This window comes from Saccharothrix sp. NRRL B-16348, from assembly GCF_001280085.1.
Classification (GTDB): Bacteria; Actinomycetota; Actinomycetes; order Mycobacteriales; family Pseudonocardiaceae; genus Actinosynnema.
In genome coordinates, this window is sequence record NZ_LGED01000259.1 from 1 (window position 1) to 18354 (window position 18354).

Below are 18354 nucleotides of genomic sequence, written 5' to 3' on the forward strand. Positions count from 1 at the left end.
CCCGCGACCCCGCCGAGGCAGTCCGGATCGCGCCGCACTACCGCACCGTCTCCGCCAACAAGCAGCGCAAACCACTCTAAGTCACCGGCATTGGCCCTAGTGCCGTGACCGGTGAAGGCCGCCGATCACGGCACTAGAGGTCGCGGGCGAAGAACAGCGCGACCTCGCCGTCGGCCGGTGTGCCCCGGTAGAACGTGGTGTCCAGGCCGCACAACGCGAAGCCCAGCCGTCGGTAGGCGTGCACGGCGGGCGCGTTCACCGACGACGTCTCCAGCCACGCGGTCAGCGCGCCGTGCTCGCGGCCGTGGGCGCAGGCGTGCTCCACCAGCGCCCGGCCGATGCCGCGCCCGCGGTGCCCTGGTGCGACGGTGACCTGCCGGATCACCAGCCGCCGGCGCCAGTCCTCGACGTCGACGGTGACGAACCCCCGCACGCGCGGCCCGTCGGCGGCGACGAACACCGTGCCGTCCGGGTCGTCGTCGGGCGGGAAGACCTTGCGCAGCGGTGGGTCGACCTTCGTCGGCCGCAGCGTGAAACCGTCCGGCGTGGCCACGACCTCGAGCACGGTGTCGGTGGTGAACGAGTCCTCCAGCGCGGCGACCTGGTCGAGGTCGGCGGCCTTGGCGGTGCGCAGCTCCACCGCGCCCACCGTACAACCGGGCACGGTGCTACATCCGGGCGCGGCGGACGGCGGAGAACGTGATGCCGAGGGCGGCGACGACCAGGCCGACCACGGCGATCCACAGCGCGGCGCGGTTGCCGAGCAGGTCGGCCAGCCCGCCGCCGATCACCGAGCCGAACACGATCATGCTCCGGTTGGCCGACCGCGTGGTGCCGTTCATCCGGCCCATCAGCCGGTCGGGCGTGATCGACTGCCGGTAGGCCATCTCCACCGGCGCGTCCAGGATGGCGGACAGGAGGAACACGAACTGCGCCGCGCACAGCAGCACGAACCCGGTGGTGCTCGACGTGGCCAACGGCGCCAGCGCGAAGCCGACCGGGGTGAGCCAGCGGGCCGCCACGATCACCGGGCCGAGGCCGAACCGCTGCCCCAGCCGGCCGGACAGCGACGCGCCGAGCAGCCCGCCGACACCGCCCACGGCGAACGTCACGCCGTACAGGAACGCGTCGAAGCGCAGCTCGTCGAGCACCAGCATGGTGTAGGCGGCGCCGGCGATGGAGGTGCACAGGAACCAGGCGTGCGACCCGAGGGCGAGCGGCCGGAGCACCTCGTGCCCGTAGACCCACCGCAGCCCTTCCCGCACCTCGCCGCGCAGGTCGCGCTTCGGCGGCGCCTCGACCGGCCGTTCGGGCGTGCGCAGGGTGGCCAGCAGCAGTCCGGACACCAGGTACGACACGGCGTCGACCAGCACGGCGAGCGGTCCGCCGATGAGCTTGACCAGCGCGCCCGCGCCGAGCGGCCCGAGGGCCTGCGCACCGGCTCGGGTCTGCTCCAGGCGTGAGTTGGCCTCGGTGAGGCGTTCGGTCGGCACGAGCAGCGGCAGGAACGACTGGTGCGCCGCGTCGTAGAACAGGGACAACGTCCCGAACACCACCATCAGCGCGATCAGCAACGGCATGCTGAGCGTCCCGGTGAACGCCGCCAGCGGGACCAGCGCCAGCACGGCGGCGCGGGCCACGTCCGTGCCGACCAGCACCGGCCGCCGTCGCACGCGGTCCACCAACGCGCCCGCGACCAGCCCGAACAGCAGGTACGGCAGCCAGCGCGCCGCTTCCAGCAGCCCCGCCTCGGTGGCGGACGCGCCGAGCGTCAACACCGCCACGGCCCTCAGCGCCAGCGTCGTGACGGCCGTGCCCGCCAGCGACACCGTGTCGGCGGCCCAGAAGCGGACGAACTCCTTGTGGTGCAACAGCGTGGTGCTCTCAGTGCGGTCGCTCATGCGGCCACCCCCCCGTGGCCACCTTCTCAGACTTCGCCGCGCACCGGGTAGCCCGCGAGGACGCGCCGGTCAGCCGTCGCCGCGTGCCCGCGCCCGTTCCTCCAGCAGCTCCGGCCTCCGCTCCGCGTCGAGCGCCCCGCCCGACGCCGACGCGTTCAGCGCCGGGTTGTACGACCCCAGCAGCGGGTCGGAGCCGCTGACCGCGTCGCCGGTCGGTCGCCAGTACTTGTTGTAGTCGTCCACGATGGTGGACATCGGGTGGCCGGTGGCGAACTCGGTCGCGTCGAGCCCCAGGTGGGCGAGCAGGACCGGGGTGCCGAACGGGGACGCCACCCCCAGCCCGTCGAGGAGGAACGTCTCCGGCGCCACTTCCGCCCCGCCCAGGGCGGCGAGCCCGTGGCCGAGGAGGGCTCCCCAGCCCAGCACGCTCGACACGGCTTCGAGTCCCGCTTTCGGGAGGAGCCCGGCCGGGCCGCCGAGCAGGGTCGCGTCGCTCACGACGCTGAGGCCGGTGCTCGTGTCGCCGGCGACGTCGGCGAACGCGCTGATCGTGTTCGCGTTGTCCTGGACGAGGTGGAGGAGGTGCTCGCCGAGCCCTCGTGCGGCGGCCAGCTCCGCGATGATCTGCTGGTGGTCGATCGGCCCCGGCGCCTTGATCCGCTCGGCGGAGGCGGTCATCTCCGCGGTGATGGCGGCTGCCGCGTTGGCGACGACCTGGTCCTGGACGGCGCGTCCGATGGCCGTGGGCAGCGTGGCGGCGATGCCGAACGCGACGAGGCTGAGGTTGATCGTCTCGTGGATGTAGTTCTTGACCCCCTCGACCTCCAGCGCGAACCGCCCGGCCCGCCCGGCGAGCTCGTTCATGGTCTGCTCGACTGTGCCGAGCGCGGTGAACACCTCGCCCAACTTGCCCAGCAGGGCCTGGCCCGCCGGGTCCGGCCAGGCGTTGGCGAGGCCGCTCAGGTTGCTCGACGTGAGCGCGTGGACGGCCGCGGCGGCGTCACGCCAGTTGAAGAACAGGTCCACCATCGCGGTCTCGTCGGTCTCCGGCCAGCCGGTGATCGCCTTGACCTCCGGCCACAGACCCAGGGCGCTGGTCGGTTCCTGGATGGGCATGCCGAGTCCTCCCCGGTCAGCGCGGGAAACCCGCGGCGGCGCGCTGGTCGGCGGCCACGTAGTCGGCCACCCCGTCCTGCCCGGCCTTGACGATCACGGGCACGGCGGCCAACGCGCGGTCGGCGTCCTGCTTCACGGGCGCCGGCACGTAGACCGAGCGGAACGCGTCGGCCAGCGGACCGGCGCCGATGCCCGCCTCGCCCGCGTCGATCGCGGCGCGGTGGCCCCGCCAGGCGTCGGCGGCGATCCTGCCCTCCGCGTTGATCCCGACCAGCTCGGCGCCGGCGGCCTCGGGCTCCAGCTCGACGCCGCTCACCGGGCACCCCACTGGGAGGCGCGGTCGAGGGAGGTCAGGAAGGGGTCGAAGTCGAGGTCGGTCGTCGCCGGCGTGGCGTCGGCCGGCAGGTACCGGCGCACCAGCGTGAAGACCTCGGCCTGGGCACGGGCCACCGCGCGGTGGATGGTGGCGGTGATGGTCGTCGCCAGCGCGGCGGAGTCGGCGGTCCGGTAGATCCGCGGGTCCAGGTCCAGCCTGATCACCTCGCCGCGGCCGCCGACGACGGCGCTGACCAGGCCGTCGTCGGACTCGGCGGTCGCGCGGACCTCGGCCAGTGCGCGCTGGATCGTCTTCACCTCGTCGGCGATGCTTGCGTAGTCGACCGGGTTCATGCGGCCCCTCGTTCCCGTGCGGCTGCTGGAGCGTTCGACGGGAGTCTGGGCCAGCCGCCGGTGCGGTCGAGGGGCGCTGACAGGTTCCGGCCACCGAAGCCCAAGCCCGATCACGGGCACGGCGGCGCGGCCTCGGCGAGGCGCTAGCAGGCGGCGGCGCGGTCCAGCAGCAGCTTGCGCTCCCGCTCGTTGCGGGTCAGCCCGGCCGCCCGCTCGAACTCCTCCCGCGCCTCGGCGTGCCTGCCCAGCTTGACGAGCAGGTCGCCGCGCACGCTCGGCAGCAGGTGGTAGCCCTTCAGTGCGGGCTCGTCGACCAGCTCGTCCACCAGTTCCAGCCCGACCTCGGGCCCGAACGCCATCCCGATCGCCACCGCGTGGTTCAGCTCCACGATCGGTGACGGCGCGACCAGCGACAACGCCTCGTAGAGACCGGCGATCCGGGTCCAGTCGGTGTCCTCCGGCACGCGGGCCCGCGCGTGGCACGCCGCGATCGCCGCCTGCAACGCGTACGGTCCGCCGGCGCCGCCCAGCGACTCGGCCTTCGCCAACGCCGCCAGGCCGCGCCGGATCAGCAGCTGGTCCCAGCGGGCCCGGTTCTGCTCCAGCAGCAGCACGGGCTCGCCGTCCGGGCCGACGCGGGCCTTCGCCCGGGACGCCTGGATCTCCATCAACGCGACCAGGCCGTGCACCTCGGGGTCGCGCGGCGCCAGGCCGGCCAGCACGCGGCCGAGCCGCAACGCGTCCTCGCACAGCGCCGGGCGCATCCAGTCGTCGCCCGCGGTGGCCGAGTAGCCCTCGTTGAAGATCAAGTAGATCACGCCGAGCACGGACGCCAGCCGGGCGTCCCGTTCGTCCTCCGCCGGCACCTCGAACGGGACACCGGCCTTGGCCAGCGCCTTCTTCGCCCGCACGATCCGCTGCGCCACGGTCGCCTCGGGCACCAGGAACGCGCGGGCGATCTCGTCGGTGGTCAGGCCGCCGAGCATGCGCAGGGTCAACGCCACCTGCGCCTCGGTCGACAGCACCGGGTGGCACGCGGTGAACACCAGCCGCAGCAGGTCGTCGTCGATCTCACCGACCTTGGCGGCGGCGTCGGGCGCGTGGTCGAACCCGGTGTCCCGCCCGATCTGCTCCAGCTTGCGCTGGTAGTTCTGCCCGCGCCGGATCTGGTCGACGGCCCGGTTCTTCGCCGCGGTCATCAGCCACGCGCCGGGGTTGCGCGGCACACCGTGCTCCGGCCACTGCTCCAGGGCGCTGACCAGCGCGTCCTGCGCCAGTTCCTCGGCGAGGCCCACGTCGCGCACCATCCGGGCCAGCCCCGCGATCAGGCGCGCGGACTCGATCCGCCACACCGCCTCGACCGCACGACGCGCATCGGTAGCCATCACGACCTGGGATCAGATCAGCTACCGATGCGCGTCGGCAAGCGGGGGTGGGGCGGGTCAGCTCTGGGAGGCGCGGGCCTCCTGCTCGGCGCGCAGCTCGCGCTCGCGGTCCTTCAGCTCCTGGGAGGCGTTGACGAAGTCGTCCTCGGTGAAGACCTGCCGGATCTCGATCTGGGACTCCTCGCCGGTCGGGTTCGGCACGCGCTTGACCCATTCGACCGCCTCTTCCAGCGACTTGAGCTCCAGCAGCCAGAAGCCCGCGATCAGCTCCTTGGTCTCGGTGAACGGCCCGTCGACCACGGTGCGCTTGTCGCCGGAGAAGTAGACCCGCGCGCCCTTGGAGCTGGGGTGCAGCCCCTCGCCCGCCAGCAGCACGCCCGCCTTGACCAGCTCCTCGTTGAACGCGCCCATCGCGTTCAGCTCCTCCTCGGTGGGCTGGGCGCCGGCCTCGGTGTTCTCGTTCGCCTTCACGATCACCATGAAACGCATGTCGGTGTCTCCCTGTCGGTTCGTCCGGCCGTCCATCCTGGCCTGTACTGACGCGACGAACGAGCGGGGGCGTGGATCGACACGTCGGCCAAGTTTTCTTCAAGATTTTTTCACGGGCCGCTGACCAGCGGTTTCACGTGATGGGTGAGCCTCCGGTCACGCCGATGACCTCGCCGGTGATGTAGCTCGACGCGGCGGAGGCCAGGAAGACGTACAGCGGCGCGAGCTCGGCGGGCTGCCCGGCGCGGCCCATCGGCGCCTGCTCGCCGAAGGTCTCCACCTTCTCCGGCGGCATGGTGGCCGGGATGAGCGGCGTCCACACCGGACCGGGCGCGACCGAGTTCGCCCGGATCTTCCGGTCGACCAGGTTCTGCGCCAAGCCCTTGGTGAAGTTCACGATCGCCGCCTTGGTGGTGGCGTAGTCGAGGAGCTGGTAGGAGGGCTGGAAACCCTGGATGGACGACGTGGTGATGATCGAGGAGCCTTCGGGCATGTGCGGCACGGCCGCCTTGCACAGCCAGAACATCGCGTACACGTTCGTCTTCATGACCCGGTCGAACTGCTCGGTGGTGATGTCGAGCAGCCCGCCTTCCTGCGCCATCTGGTAGGCGGCGTTGCTGACCAGGACGTCGATCCGGCCGAACTCCTCGACCGCGCGCGCCACGACGGCCGCGCACTGCGACTCCTCCGTCAGGTCGCCGGGCACGGTGACCGCCTTGCGCCCCGCCTCCTCGACGAGCCGCGCGGTGTCGCGGGCGTCCTTCTCCTCGGCGGGCAGGTAGGAGATGAGCACGTCGGCGCCCTCGCGTGCGAACGCCAGCGCGACGGCGCGGCCGATGCCGGAGTCGCCGCCGGTGATCACGGCCTTCTTGTCGGTGAGCCGTCCCGTGCCGCGGTAGGTCGCCTCGCCGTGGTCCGGGGTGGGGTGGACGTCGTCGGTCAACCCCGGGTACTTGATCGGGTTCTCGGCCATGTCCGCAGGGTGCCCACGCGGGTGCGGCCTGAACACGCCGGAGGGCGCGCCTCCGGGTGGAGGCGCGCCCTCGCGAGGCGTGGTCGTGGGTCATCGGCGGCGCAGGGCGCGGCCCACCGTGAAGGCGCCCGGGCCGAAGACGGCCAGCAGCAGGAACACCCAGCTGTAGAGGGCGGCCAGCTCGCCCGTGTTGTGCATCGGCAGCAGGGCCTCCGGCTGGTGCACGGTGAAGTAGGCGTAGGCCATCACGCCGGACAGCACGAACGCCGCAGGTCGCGCGGCCAGGCCGACCAGCACGAGGACGGCGCCGACCAGTTCGATCACGCTGCCGTACCAGCCCGGCCAGGAGCCGAACGGGACCGCGGTGCCCTGGCCGTCGATGCCGCCGAGGAAGCCGAGCCCCTGCAGGCCGTGGCAGCCGAACAGGAACGACACGACGACGCGGAAGGCGGCGAGCACCAGGGCGTTGCGCCCGGTGGCGGTCGCGGCGGTGGTGTGGGCGGCGGCGCGGCGGGTGTCGGTCGTGGTGGTCATCTCGGGCTCCCCTGCTCGGTGGTCTTACTAGGACGACGAACGGGGACCCCGCCGGATCGACACGTCCGCCGAACTTTTTTCCGGGAAGTCGAACCGGAGGGTGAAACGGCTGGTCGGGGCGGGCAGGCGTTGGCCGCGGCGGAAGAAGCGGACCCGGCGCGGGTCGGCCGCCTCGGCCCGCACGGCCGCCAGGTCGGCCTCCGTGGGCGTGCGGGCGACCGACGGGCCGGGCCGGTGGTCGAGCGGCGGTGGCGGCGGGTGCTCGTCGTCGGGCAGGGGAGGGCGGTCGACGCGGCACGCGACCAGGCCGGGCGTGTCGGGGACGTCCAGCGGGAGCACCGGCGCGGGCCAGACGTAGTCGAGGTCGTCCGGGACGTCGGGGAACAGCGGGCGGTAGTGGTCGGGGTCCTTGCGCAGGAGGGCGGACCGGTGGCTGCGGTGCAGGTCGTCGTCACCGAGCCAGGGCGGGAGGAGCCCTTCGGCCAGGCACCACGACCACGTCGGCTCACGGCCGCCGGTGTAGTCGAGGAACGCGGCGCGCAGGCCGTCGCGGTGGCCGCGCCGTCGCCACTCGTCGCACACGGCCACGCCGTAGGCGACCAGCGCGGGCGTGAAGCCGCGCCACATCAGCACGGCCGGGTGCCGCTTCCAGCCGTACTCGGGCCAGACCAGGGCGCGCAGGATCTGGGCGGCCTCCACGCGCTGCTTGCCGAGCCGCCGCGAGTCGAGGACGGCGGCGCTGCGGGCGAACGTCGGGCACGGCAGGAACGTCTGCACACCGGCCGGCTACCCCGAGGGCCGGAGGTCAAGCGCGTGTCGTCCTGAGCTGGCAAAAGACCGGTGGGCTGTTAGCCTGCGGCGGTGGAGTTCAAGCGCGCCCGGCGGCCCGAGCAGGTGGAGCAGCGGCGGCGCACGATCCTCGACACGGCGTGCGCGATGCTGCGGGAGCGGTCCGTCGCCGACATCAGCCTGCGCGAGCTGAGCGACCGGGTCGGGCTCGCGAAGTCGAACGTGCTGCGGTACTTCGACAGCCGGGAGGCGATCTTCCTGGAGGTGCTCGACCAGGAGTGGGGCGCCTGGCTGGACGAGCTGGAGGCCGCGCCCGCGTCGGCCGCCGACGCGGAGGAGGTGGCGACGGCGATCGCGACGTCGTTGCTGCGCCGGCGGTTGCTGTGCGAGCTGGTCAGCGGCATGGCGGGCGTGCTGGAGCGCAACATCTCGGTGGACTTCGCGCGCGTCTTCAAGCGCCGGGCGCACGCGCACACGGCCCGGCTGGCCGAGTTCGTGCGGGCCAGGGTGCCGGTGCTGGACGAGGCGGCGGCCCGGCACTTCGCGCACGTGGTGCTGGTCATGACGGCCGGCCTGTGGCCGCACGCGAACCCGACGGACGCGGTCGCGCAGGCGATGCGGGAGCTGGGCGGGCCGACGGCGGGCGAGCTGGCGCGGGAGTGGCTGACCGAGGGCCTGGTCAACCAATTGGTCGGCCTGGTGGCCAGGGCCTGACCCGGCGCCCGCGCCGAACGGCCGTCGCCACCACGATGCCGGACGTCCTAGGGTTCGTCCTCGTGAAGGCACTCGTGGTTCGCGGTGGTTGGGCCGGGCACTCGCCGGTGGAGGCCACCGACTCGTTCCTGCCGTTCCTGCGGTCCTCGGGTTTCGCGGTCGACGTGTCGGACTCGCTGGACGCCTACGACGACCGCCTCGGCGGCTACGACCTGATCGTCCAGTGCTGGAGCGACGGCGTGCTGACCGACGACCAGTTCACCTGCCTGGAAGCGGCGGTGCGGGGCGGGACGGGGCTGGCCGGGTGGCACGGCGGCCTGGTGGACGCGTTCCGCCACTCCCGCGGGTACATGAGGTTGGTCGGCGGTCAGTTCGTCGACCACCCGGGTGGTTTCGTGGACCACCGGGTGGAGATCACGTCCACCCACCCGATCGTGGCCGGGCTCGCGGGGTTCGAGCTGCGGACCGAGCAGTACTGGGTGCTGACCGACGGCCTCAACGACGTCCACGCGACCACCACCTTCGCCGCCGCCGACCCGTGGCACGCGCCGCTGACCGTGCCCGCCGTCTGGACCCGCCGCTGGGGCGCGGGCCGGGTCTTCGCCTGCACGATCGGCCACCACCCGGCCGACCTCGCCCTCCCACCGGTCCGCACCCTCGTGGAACGCGGCCTGCTCTGGGCCACCCGCACCTAACCCTCGCCCGCCAACCCCTCACCCCCCGCGTTTCGCCCCTTCACGACCCGCGTGTCGAACCCTCAGGTCGCGCGTGTCGAACCCTCACGTCGGGCGTGTCGAACCTTCAGGTCGAGCATGTCGAACGCTCAGGTCGCGCGTGTCGAACCCTCAGGACCCGCGAGCCGAACGCTCAGGCGTGCCCGCGTTCACCCGCCCGAGTCGGCCAACGCGGCGGGCTCCGAGTCGGCCAGGTTCTCCGGCAGCCTGAGGCCCTCGTGGAGCGGCACGAGCTCGGATTGCAGCACGAGTGCCGCCCCGCCGATCGCGGACGCCGTGGCGGCCGAACGGGACAGCCGCACGTCGACGCCGTGCGCCGCGCGCGAGAAGAAAGTGCGGTCCAGCTCGTCCCGCACCACGGGCAGGTAGACCGACCCGGCGATGGCGAAGCTCGGCCCCGTCAGCACCAGGACCTCCAGGTCCATGATGTTCGCCAACGTCCGCGCCGCCACCGCGATGTACCGCGCCGACCGCTCCAGGATCGCCAACGCCGACGGCTCGCCGCGCCGGGCCGCCCGGCTCACCGCCGCGAAGTCCGCCGACACCGACCGCGCCCGCCCGGTCAGCCCCGCCGAACCGGCCAGCGCCGCGTCCGCCCGGGCCGCCGCGACCACGGCCGCCGGTCCCGCCAGCACCTCGACGCACCCGCGCGCGCCGCACCAGCACTCCGGCCCGTTCGCGTCCACGCAGATGTGACCGATCTCCCCGGCGTTGCCGCTGCTGCCGCGGTACGTGATGCCGTTGATGATCAGGCCCGCGCCGATGCCCGTGCCCATGTACAGCGCCGCCGAGATGGCCGTCCCGCCGATGGCGCCCGACCAGTGCTCGCCCAGCGCCGCCGCGGTGGCGTCGTTGTCCAGCACCACCGGCAGGCTCGTCGCCCGCTCCAGCTCCTGGGCGAGCGGGAAGTCCTCCCACTTGCGCATGGCCGGCGGGGTCAGGCCCATGCCGGTGTCGGAGCTGAGCGGTCCGGGGGAGACGAGGCCCAGGCCCAGCACGCGGTTGTGGTCGACGCCGACGCCGTCGATCAGGCCCTTCACCTCGGCCGCCATCCGCGCCACCACGGTCCGCGGTTCGGCCGCGCCCGCGCCCGCCCTCGAAATGCGGGCCACGACCGATCCGCCGAGATTGGTCAGCACGTACGTGATGCCGGCGTGGTCGAGGTGCACGCCGACGGCGTACCGGGAGGAGTGGTTGAGCTGGAGCAGCACCCGCCGCTTGCCGCCGGTCGACTCGGCGCGGCCGGTCTCCACGACCAGGCCCTCGTCGATGAGCTTGCGGACGACGGTCGAGATCGTGGCGCCGGTGAAGCCGGTGGCGTTGATCAGGCCGACGCGGCTGATCGTGCCCGCCGCGCGGATCACGTCCAGCACGGCGGACTTGCTGCTCGCATGTTGCGTCGCCCGCGCCGGTCCGCTCACGTGGTCCCCCGCGTTCGTCTTAGTTCGTTCGTCGGTCGAAGAGTAGCAACTTGGCCGGCAGATGACGCCGAGGTGTTGACTTCGTTTCTTCGATGACTTAACAATCTGCCTCAACGCGGGACCGCGGCCGGTCTCGGGCCACGAGAGGAATCGACGATGTTCCTGAAGGCAAGGCGCTTCTCACGGGCGCGCATGGCGGCGGCCGGACTGGCCGCGGTCGCCATGGTGGCGACGGCGTGTGGTGGATCGAGTGCGGGCAGTGACGCGAACAAGGACACGCTGATCCTGCCGGGCACCTCCGGTGACTTCCAGCAGAACTTCAACCCGTTCGCGCCCGCGCACCTGGAAGGCGGCGGCACGATCTTCGAGCCGCTGTTCTTCTTCAACAACATCCGCGACGTCGAACCCAGGCCCCGGCTGGGCAAGAGCTTCAAGTGGAACGACGACGGCACCCAGCTCGACATCGAGCTGCGCGACAACGTCAAGTTCACCGACGGCGAGAAGTTCAGCGCCGCCGACGTCGTCTTCACCCTGGACATGATCAGCAAGAACCCGGCCATGAACGGCACGGGCTACAAGGGCGTGGCGACCGCCGTCGACGACACCCACGTGTCGATCAAGTTCCCGGAACCGTCCTACATGGAGGGCCCGCAGGTCCTCGGCAAGATCTTCATCGTGCCCGAGCACAAGTGGAAGGACATCGCCACGCCGGCCAGCGACACCATCGCGCAGCCGGTCGGCACCGGTCCGTTCATGCTCGAGGAGTTCAAGGCGCAGGCCTTCACGCTCAAGGCGAACCCCGACTACTGGGGCGGCGAGCCCGCCGTGAAGAAGGTCCGCTACATCGCGCTGTCCGGCAACCAGGCCGTGGCCGACGCGCTGAAGGCGGGCCAGATCGACTGGCAGACCGGCCCGGTCCCGGACATCGCCAACGTCGAGAAGAACTACCCCGGCTACAAGGCCATCACCGTGCCGATGAACCAGGCCGCGGTGTTCACCTGCTCGAACGCCGACCTGGGCTGCCAGGGCCCGCAGACCGACGTGGCCGTGCGCAAGGCCATCTACTACGGCATGAACCGCACCCAGATCAACGCGCTCGCGTTCGAGAACACCGCGAGCGAGGTCTCGCCGGGCGCCGCGCTGGTCGAGCGGGACAAGGCGCAGATGTCGGGCAAGCTGCAGGAGAAGACCGCGCCGATGCAGCCGGACGAGGCCAAGGCCACCCAGGTCCTGGAGGCCGCGGGCTACACCAAGGGCGCCGACGGCATCTACGCCAAGGACGGCAAGCCGCTGGCCATGACCCTCAAGGTCGTCGCCGGCTGGACCGACTACATCACCGCCGTCGACACGATGAGCCAGCAGCTGCAGAAGGTCGGCATCAAGATCACCGCGCAGCAGGTCTCCTGGAACGAGTGGTCCGACGCGCGCGGTCGCGGCAACTACGAGCTGCTGATCGACTCGATCCACCAGGGCCCCGCGCCCGACCCGTTCTACAACGCGTCCTACTTCTTCAGCACCGCGACCACGGCCAAGGTCGGCGAGGTGGCGAACCCGAACTTCGCCCGCTTCTCCAACCCCGCGGTCGACGCCGCGCTCACCGCGTTGAAGGGCATCGACCCCGAGGACGACGCGGCCCGCCAGCCGCACTTCGACGTCATCCAGACGGAGATCGAGAAGGCCATCCCGTACATCCCGATCCTCACCGGCGGCACGACCAGCGAGTACAACGCGAAGAAGTTCACCGGATGGCCGACGAAGGACGACCTGTACGCGTTCCCGGCCCTCTGGGCACGCCCGGAGGCCTCGGAAATCATCATGAAGCTCAGGCCGGCCGGCCAGTGACCGACTGATCGACGCGATAGGCGGACCGATGAGGTACTACGCCCGCAAGTTCGGGTTCTACCTGGTCGCCCTCTGGGCGGCGCTGACGCTGAACTTCTTCATCCCGAGGCTCCTGCCGGGCAACCCGGTGGACATCCTCATGGCGAAGCTCTCGCAACGCGGCGGAACGGTGGACCCGTCGGCCCGCAGGGCGTACGAGCTGCTGCTCGGCACGGACAGCAGCGAGTCGCTCTTCCAGCAGTACATCTCGTACCTGGGCAACATGTTCCGCGGTGATCTCGGCGTCTCGGTGAGCGCGTTCCCGGCGCCGGTGTCCGAGGTCATCGCGGGCGCCCTGCCCTGGACCCTGATGCTCGTGGGCATCGCGACGTTCCTGTCGTTCGCCTTCGGCATCGTCCTGGGCACGTTCGTCGGCTGGCGGCGCGGCACCTGGCTGGACGGCCTGGTGCCCGCCACCACCGTGCTGGCCGCCGTGCCGTACTTCTGGCTGGCCCTGCTCCTGGTCGCGCTGCTGTCCTCGGCGTGGGGCTGGTTCCCGCTCCAGGGCGGCTACGACATCCTGCTCACGCCCGGCTGGAACGGCGAGTTCATCAGCTCGGCGATCTACTACGGCACGCTGCCCGCGTTGACCATCGTGATCTCGTCGGTCGGCGGCTGGCTGCTGGGCATGCGCAACATGATGGTGTCCGCCACCTCCGAGGACTACGTGCTGACCGCGCAGGCCAAGGGGCTGCGCGGCTCCCGGATCATGATCAGGTACGCGGCCCGCAACGCGGTGCTCCCGTCCGTCGCCGGCTTCGCGATCTCGCTCGGGTTCGTGGTGTCCGGCGCCGTCATCACCGAGCAGGTGTTCTCCTACCCCGGCATCGGGTCCAAGCTCCTGCAAGCGGTGCAGAACAACGACTACGCCCTCATGCAGGGCGTCTTCCTGGTGATCACGGTCGCCGTGCTCGGCGCGAACCTCGTGGTCGACCTGCTGTACGCCGTCATCGACCCGCGCACCCGCGTCAGCGGCTGAGAAGGAGAACGGACACCGTGACGAACATCAGTGCCGTTACCGTCGAGCCGCCGCGCGGCCGGGCCGGGTGGCGGTCGATGCTGCCGCGCTGGTCGCCGAAGCTCGGCGTCGGCCTGGTCCTGATCGCCCTCATCACGTTCATCGGCGTGATCGGCCCGCTCCTGGTCGGCGACCCGAACACGATCCGCGACATCAGCCTGACCCCGCCGTCCGGCGACTTCTGGCTCGGCACCACGTGGACCGGCCAGGACGTGGTAGCGCAGCTCGCACACGCGACCCGGGGATCGCTCTACATCGGCCTGATGGTCGGCGTGATGGCGACCTTCCTGTCCGCGCTGTTCGGCATCGTCGGCGCCTACGTCGGCGGGTACGTCGACGAGGGCTTCAACCTGTTCTCCAACGTCATGCTGGTGATCCCCGGCCTGCCGCTGGTGATCGTCATCTCCGCGTTCGTGCCCGCCGACCAGCGCGGCATGTGGACGATCGCCGTCGTGCTCGCGATCACCGGCTGGGCCGCGTCGGCCCGCGTGCTGCGCGCGCAGACGCTGTCGCTGCGCAACCGGGACTACGTGGCCGCCGCGCGGGTCTCCGGCGAGAAGTCGTGGCGGGTCATCACCGTCGAGATCCTGCCGAACCTGCTGCCGCTGCTGGCCTCGCAGTTCGTGTTCTCGGTGATCTACGCGATCCTGAGCGAGGCCGGCCTGTCGTTCCTCGGCCTCGGCGCGTCCAACTCGTCCACGCTCGGCACGATGCTGTACTACGCGCAGAACAGCTTCGCGCTGCAACGCCAGGCGTGGTGGTGGTTCGTGCCGCCGGGCATGATCATCGCCCTGTTCGGCTGCGGCCTGGCGCTGATCAACTTCAGCATCGACGAGATCATCAACCCGAAGCTGCGCGACATCCCCCGCCGGGTCAAGGCCGCCGTGACGCGCAAGCCCGAACCGGCGCCGCGCACCGACGACGACGTCGTGCTCACCGTGAACGACCTGTCCGTCGTCTACCAGGTCGAGAACCCGGTGCACGCGGTCAAGGACGTGTCGATCACGTTGCGGCGTGGCGAGATCCTCGGCCTGGCCGGCGAGTCCGGCTGCGGCAAGACGACCCTGGCCTACGCGATCAACCGGCTGCACCGGCCGCCCGCCGAGGTGACCACCGGCTCGGTCACGTTCCACGACCGCGAGGGCGGCGACGTCGACGTGCTCGCGCTCACGCCGGGCGAGCTGCGCGCGTTCCGCTGGTCGAAGCTGTCGATGGTCTTCCAGGGCGCGATGAACGCGCTCAACCCCGTCATCACGGTCCGGGCGCAGCTCGACGACGTGCTCACCACGCACCGGCCCGAGATGACCAAGGCGCAGCGCAAGGCCAAGTGCGAGGAAGTGCTCAAGCTCGTCGGCGTGGACGTGCGGCGGCTCAGCTCGTTCCCGCACGAGCTGTCCGGCGGCATGCGGCAGCGCGTGATGATCGCCATGGCGCTCCTCCTCGACCCCCAGGTCATGATCATGGACGAGCCGACCACCGCGCTGGACGTCGTCGTGCAGCGCGGCATCCTCCGCGAGATCCTGCGGCTGCGCGACGAGATCGGCTTCGCCGTCCTGTTCATCACCCACGACCTGCCGCTGCTGCTCGAACTCGCCGACCGCATCGCCGTGATGAAGGACGGCGAGGTCGTCGAGTACGGCGCCGCGCAGGACATGTTCGAGCAGCCCGCCCACCCCTACACCCGCCAACTGCTCGACTCGTTCCCCAGCCTGACCGGCGAACGCGGCTCGTTCGTCCGCTCCGGCGAGCAGCTGACGCCGGTCGACAGGTCCGGCGAGCCCACCCCGTCCGGAGGCGTCCGATGACCACGTTGGAAGCTCGCGAGCTGGTCAAGGACTTCCACGTCCGGGTCGGCCTGCGACGGGTGCGGCTCCGCGCGGTGGACAACGTGTCGTTCACCCTCACCCCCGGCCGCACGGTCGCGCTCGTCGGCGAGTCCGGCTCGGGCAAGTCGACCATCGCCCGGATGATCGCCCGGCTGGAGAAGCCCAGCGCCGGCGCCATCACGCTGACCGGCCCGGACGGCGCGAAGGTGCCGGAACGGGCGTACCGGGACAACGTGCAGATGGTGTTCCAGGACCCGTTCGCGTCGCTGAACCCGTTCCACACCATCGAGCACCACCTGGCGCGGCCGTTGAAGCTGCACGGCCGCGCGCACGGCTGGGAAGACGTCGTGCAGCTGCTCGAACGCGTGTCCCTGCCCGGCCGCGACATCGCCGGGCGACGACCGCACGAGCTGTCCGGCGGCCAGCGGCAACGCGTGGCCATCGCGCGCGCGTTGGCGCCCGGCGCGAAGGTCGTGGTGGCCGACGAACCGGTGTCCATGCTGGACGTGTCCATCCGGCTCGGCGTGCTGAACCTCATGGCGCGGCTGCAGCGCGAGGAGAACCTGGCCGTCCTCTACATCACGCACGACCTGGCCACCGCGCGGCACTTCTCCGACGACATCCTCGTGCTCTACAAGGGGCGCGTGGTCGAACGGGGCCCGGCCGACGAGGTGATCCTCAACCCGCAGCACCCGTACACCAAGATCCTGGCCTCCGCCGCGCCGAACCCCGAGGCGCGCGGCCGTGCCGTCGAGATCGACCCGGCGGACGTGGAACGGGCCGGCGCCTCCGCCGCGTACGATCACAACACCGGCGCGTGGGAGGAAGTCGCGAAATGATCCTGACCTGGTCCACCGGCGCGATCCGGCTGGTGCTGGCCCACGGCGACGACCGGCCCGTGAGCCTGGTGTCGCTGCGGCCGTCCGGCCCGTCGGAAGGGCCCGGTGTGCCGCTGGTCGAGGTGCAGGCCGTCGGCCACGGCCGGTTCCCCGGAGGCCACCGCTACGCGGACACCACGATCGGCGCCCGACTGCGGTACCGGTCGCACGTGGCGTCGGTGGACGAGCTGCGGGTCGTGCAGCACGACCCGGTGAGCGGGCTGGTGGTGACGTCGGTGTTCCAGGGCGTGGCCGGCGTGCCCGCCGTGCGCACGTGGACCGAGGTCCACGTCGAAGGTGACGGCTCGGTGCGCCTGCAAGCGGTGACGTCGTTGTCGACGGGGGCGTTCCTGGTGGACGCCGCCCGTTCGGTGGACGAGGTGGACCTGGTGCACGCCGACTCGGGCTGGGTCGCCGAATCGCGCTGGCACCGCACGCCGTTGCGCGAGGCCGGCCTGGTGTCGACGGACCCGACCGTTCACCACGACGCGTCACGCAGCCGGTTCGCGTTGACGTCGCGCAGTTCGTGGTCGACCGGTGAGCACCTGCCCACCGGGGTGCTGGTGGCGCGGGACGACAGCTGGGCGATGGCCTGGCAGGTCGAGCACAACGGCACGTGGCACTGGGAGGTCGGCGAGACCGTTGCCGGCGCCTACGTGGCGGTGTTGGGGCCGACGGACGCCGAGCACGAGTGGTCACGCGTGGTGTCGGCCGGGCAGGGCTTCACCACCGTGCCGGTGTCGGTGGCGGTGGTGCCCGGCGGCGTGGACGAGGCGATCGGCGCGTTGACGCGGCAGCGGCGGGCGACGCTGCGCAACCGGCGGTCGCCCGAGCTGCCGGTGGTGTTCAACGACTACATGAACACCCTGATGGGCGATCCGACCACCGAGAAGCTGCTGCCGCTGATCGACGCGGCGGCGTCCGTCGGCGCGGACTACTTCTGCGTGGACGCGGGGTGGTACGACGAGGACGGCAAGTGGTGGGACAGCGTCGGGGAGTGGCGTCCGTCGCGGACCCGGTTCCCGGACGGGTTCGGCGAGGTCGTCGACCGGATCCGGGAGCGCGGGATGGTGCCCGGCATCTGGCTGGAACCCGAGGTCGTCGGCGTGCGCTCGCCGCTGGCCCGGTCGTTGCCGGACGACGCGTTCTTCCAGCGCCAGGGCGCGCGGGTGGGCAAGGACGGCCGGTTCCACCTGGACTTCCGGCACCCGGACGCGGTCAAGCACGTGGACGAGGTCGTGGACCGGCTGGTCGGCGAGTTCGGCATCGGGTACCTCAAGCTGGACTACAACATCATGCCGGGCTCGGGCACCGACGTCGGTGGTGCGGCGCCGGGTGACGGGCTGCTGGGCCACAACCGGGCGTACCTGGCGTGGCTGGACGCGTTGTTGGCCCGGCATCCGGGTCTGTTGCTGGAGAACTGCGCCTCGGGTGCCATGCGGATGGACTACGCGATGATGTCCCGGCTGCACATCCAGTCCACTTCGGACCAGCAGGACCCGTTGCTGTACCCGCCGATCGCCGCCGCCGCGCCTGCTTCGGTGCTGCCGGAGCAGGCGGGCAACTGGGCTTACGCGCAGCCGGAGATGTCTCCCGCCGAGGCCGCGTTCACGTTGGCCACGGGTGTGCTGGGTCGGCTGTACCTGGCCGGTCGGGTGGATCTGATGGACGCCGGACAGCTCGCCCTGGTCCGCGAGGCGGTGACCGTCCACAAGGGACTCCGGCCGGAGATCGCCACGTCGGTCCCGTTCTGGCCGTTGGGCTTGGCGAACTGCGCCGGGCCTTGGGTGGCGCAAGGCTTGCGCGCGGTGTCGAACAGCTACCTGACGCTCTGGCGCCTCCCGGACGCGTCCGCGGCGGTCGAGCTGCCGGTATCGCACCTGCGAGGACAGGACGTCACGGTGTCCCCGGTGTTCCCCGTGACGGCACCCGAGTGGGACTTCGGCTGGGACGCGGCCCGCGGGGTGCTGCGCGCCACCCACACCGGCGACACCCCGTCGGCGGTCGTCGTCCGGCTGACGTGACC

18 protein-coding genes are annotated in these 18354 nt (G+C 71.6%); 7 read left to right on the top strand and 11 right to left on the bottom strand.

What is annotated here, in order from left to right; genetic code table 11:
• Positions 1 to 133: 133 nt before the first annotated feature.
• The 10 genes from ADK67_RS43045 to ADK67_RS55200 all read right to left on the bottom strand — a co-directional run bounded on the left by ADK67_RS43045 (position 134) and on the right by ADK67_RS55200 (position 7844).
• On the bottom strand, positions 134 to 640 hold the full coding sequence (locus ADK67_RS43045) for a GNAT family N-acetyltransferase (RefSeq protein ID WP_197289902.1): 507 nt from the start codon (positions 638 to 640) through the stop codon (positions 134 to 136).
• A 28-nt stretch (positions 641 to 668) separates the two neighbouring features.
• Entirely contained in the window at positions 669 to 1901 is a 1233-nt protein-coding gene (locus tag ADK67_RS43050) for an MFS transporter (RefSeq protein WP_053722387.1), read from the bottom strand.
• Positions 1902 to 1970: 69 nt separating this feature from the next.
• Positions 1971 to 3017: a WXG100-like domain-containing protein gene (locus ADK67_RS43055; RefSeq protein WP_053722388.1), complete on the bottom strand. Its 1047-nt coding sequence runs from the start codon at positions 3015 to 3017 to the stop codon at positions 1971 to 1973.
• A 16-nt stretch (positions 3018 to 3033) separates the two neighbouring features.
• Complete coding sequence (locus ADK67_RS43060; protein ID WP_053722389.1) at positions 3034 to 3333, bottom strand: hypothetical protein; 300 nt, start codon at positions 3331 to 3333, stop codon at positions 3034 to 3036.
• Positions 3330 to 3686, bottom strand: a complete 357-nt coding sequence (locus ADK67_RS43065; RefSeq protein WP_053722390.1) for a YbaB/EbfC family nucleoid-associated protein — start codon at positions 3684 to 3686, stop codon at positions 3330 to 3332. The genes ADK67_RS43060 and ADK67_RS43065 overlap by 4 nt, the downstream gene beginning before the upstream one ends.
• Before the next feature lie 143 nt (positions 3687 to 3829).
• A complete protein-coding gene (locus ADK67_RS43070) occupies positions 3830 to 5071 on the bottom strand; it encodes an RNA polymerase sigma factor (protein WP_053722391.1) in 1242 nt (413 codons plus the stop codon).
• Positions 5072 to 5128: 57 nt separating this feature from the next.
• Entirely contained in the window at positions 5129 to 5560 is a 432-nt protein-coding gene (locus tag ADK67_RS43075) for a YciI family protein (RefSeq protein WP_053722416.1), read from the bottom strand.
• Between the two features lie 133 nt (positions 5561 to 5693).
• The gene (locus ADK67_RS43080; RefSeq protein ID WP_053722392.1) at positions 5694 to 6533 is read right to left on the bottom strand and encodes an SDR family oxidoreductase; all 840 of its coding nucleotides are present in this window, start codon (positions 6531 to 6533) and stop codon (positions 5694 to 5696) included.
• A gap of 90 nt (positions 6534 to 6623) precedes the next feature.
• Entirely contained in the window at positions 6624 to 7067 is a 444-nt protein-coding gene (locus tag ADK67_RS43085) for a DoxX family protein (RefSeq protein WP_053722393.1), read from the bottom strand.
• A gap of 27 nt (positions 7068 to 7094) precedes the next feature.
• Positions 7095 to 7844, bottom strand: a complete 750-nt coding sequence (locus ADK67_RS55200) for an MSMEG_6728 family protein (RefSeq protein ID WP_063797919.1) — start codon at positions 7842 to 7844, stop codon at positions 7095 to 7097.
• 84 nt (positions 7845 to 7928) lie between these two features.
• On the opposite strand from ADK67_RS55200, the gene ADK67_RS43095 reads away from it, so the two are divergent.
• Positions 7929 to 8570, top strand: coding sequence for a TetR/AcrR family transcriptional regulator (locus ADK67_RS43095; protein WP_053722394.1), 642 nt, complete (start codon positions 7929 to 7931; stop codon positions 8568 to 8570).
• Between the two features lie 62 nt (positions 8571 to 8632).
• On the top strand, positions 8633 to 9265 hold the full coding sequence (locus tag ADK67_RS43100) for a ThuA domain-containing protein (protein WP_231648650.1): 633 nt from the start codon (positions 8633 to 8635) through the stop codon (positions 9263 to 9265).
• A gap of 188 nt (positions 9266 to 9453) precedes the next feature.
• On the opposite strand, the gene ADK67_RS43105 is transcribed toward ADK67_RS43100, so the two are convergent.
• Positions 9454 to 10725, bottom strand: a complete 1272-nt coding sequence (locus ADK67_RS43105; RefSeq protein WP_053722396.1) for an ROK family transcriptional regulator — start codon at positions 10723 to 10725, stop codon at positions 9454 to 9456.
• Between the two features lie 156 nt (positions 10726 to 10881).
• Between ADK67_RS43105 and ADK67_RS43110 the strand changes: the two genes are divergently transcribed.
• From ADK67_RS43110 to ADK67_RS43130, 5 genes are read left to right on the top strand one after another with little or no spacing between them, the layout of a single operon-like run.
• Entirely contained in the window at positions 10882 to 12567 is a 1686-nt protein-coding gene (locus ADK67_RS43110) for an ABC transporter substrate-binding protein (RefSeq protein WP_063797920.1), read from the top strand.
• 28 nt (positions 12568 to 12595) lie between these two features.
• Complete coding sequence (locus tag ADK67_RS43115) at positions 12596 to 13585, top strand: ABC transporter permease (protein ID WP_053722398.1); 990 nt, start codon at positions 12596 to 12598, stop codon at positions 13583 to 13585.
• A gap of 17 nt (positions 13586 to 13602) precedes the next feature.
• On the top strand, positions 13603 to 15429 hold the full coding sequence (locus tag ADK67_RS43120) for a dipeptide/oligopeptide/nickel ABC transporter permease/ATP-binding protein (RefSeq protein ID WP_053722399.1): 1827 nt from the start codon (positions 13603 to 13605) through the stop codon (positions 15427 to 15429).
• Entirely contained in the window at positions 15426 to 16289 is an 864-nt protein-coding gene (locus ADK67_RS43125; RefSeq protein ID WP_053722400.1) for an ABC transporter ATP-binding protein, read from the top strand. Before ADK67_RS43120 ends, ADK67_RS43125 begins: the two co-directional genes overlap by 4 nt.
• Positions 16286 to 18352 (top strand): glycoside hydrolase family 36 protein, encoded by a 2067-nt coding sequence (locus ADK67_RS43130; protein WP_053722401.1) that lies wholly within the window; start codon positions 16286 to 16288, stop codon positions 18350 to 18352. Before ADK67_RS43125 ends, ADK67_RS43130 begins: the two co-directional genes overlap by 4 nt.
• The last annotated feature ends 2 nt before the right edge of the window (positions 18353 to 18354 follow it).

Coding starts and splice junctions, on each gene's coding strand:
- ADK67_RS43085 (WP_053722393.1), bottom strand. CDS start 7,067: ATGACCACCACGACCGACACCCGCCGCGCCGCCGCCCACACCACCGCC.
- ADK67_RS43050 (WP_053722387.1), bottom strand. CDS start 1,901: ATGAGCGACCGCACTGAGAGCACCACGCTGTTGCACCACAAGGAGTTC.
- ADK67_RS43080 (WP_053722392.1), bottom strand. CDS start 6,533: ATGGCCGAGAACCCGATCAAGTACCCGGGGTTGACCGACGACGTCCAC.
- ADK67_RS43065 (WP_053722390.1), bottom strand. CDS start 3,686: ATGAACCCGGTCGACTACGCAAGCATCGCCGACGAGGTGAAGACGATC.
- ADK67_RS43115 (WP_053722398.1), top strand. CDS start 12,596: ATGAGGTACTACGCCCGCAAGTTCGGGTTCTACCTGGTCGCCCTCTGG.
- ADK67_RS43075 (WP_053722416.1), bottom strand. CDS start 5,560: ATGCGTTTCATGGTGATCGTGAAGGCGAACGAGAACACCGAGGCCGGC.
- ADK67_RS43055 (WP_053722388.1), bottom strand. CDS start 3,017: ATGCCCATCCAGGAACCGACCAGCGCCCTGGGTCTGTGGCCGGAGGTC.
- ADK67_RS43070 (WP_053722391.1), bottom strand. CDS start 5,071: ATGGCTACCGATGCGCGTCGTGCGGTCGAGGCGGTGTGGCGGATCGAG.
- ADK67_RS43110 (WP_063797920.1), top strand. CDS start 10,882: ATGTTCCTGAAGGCAAGGCGCTTCTCACGGGCGCGCATGGCGGCGGCC.
- ADK67_RS43125 (WP_053722400.1), top strand. CDS start 15,426: ATGACCACGTTGGAAGCTCGCGAGCTGGTCAAGGACTTCCACGTCCGG.
- ADK67_RS43130 (WP_053722401.1), top strand. CDS start 16,286: ATGATCCTGACCTGGTCCACCGGCGCGATCCGGCTGGTGCTGGCCCAC.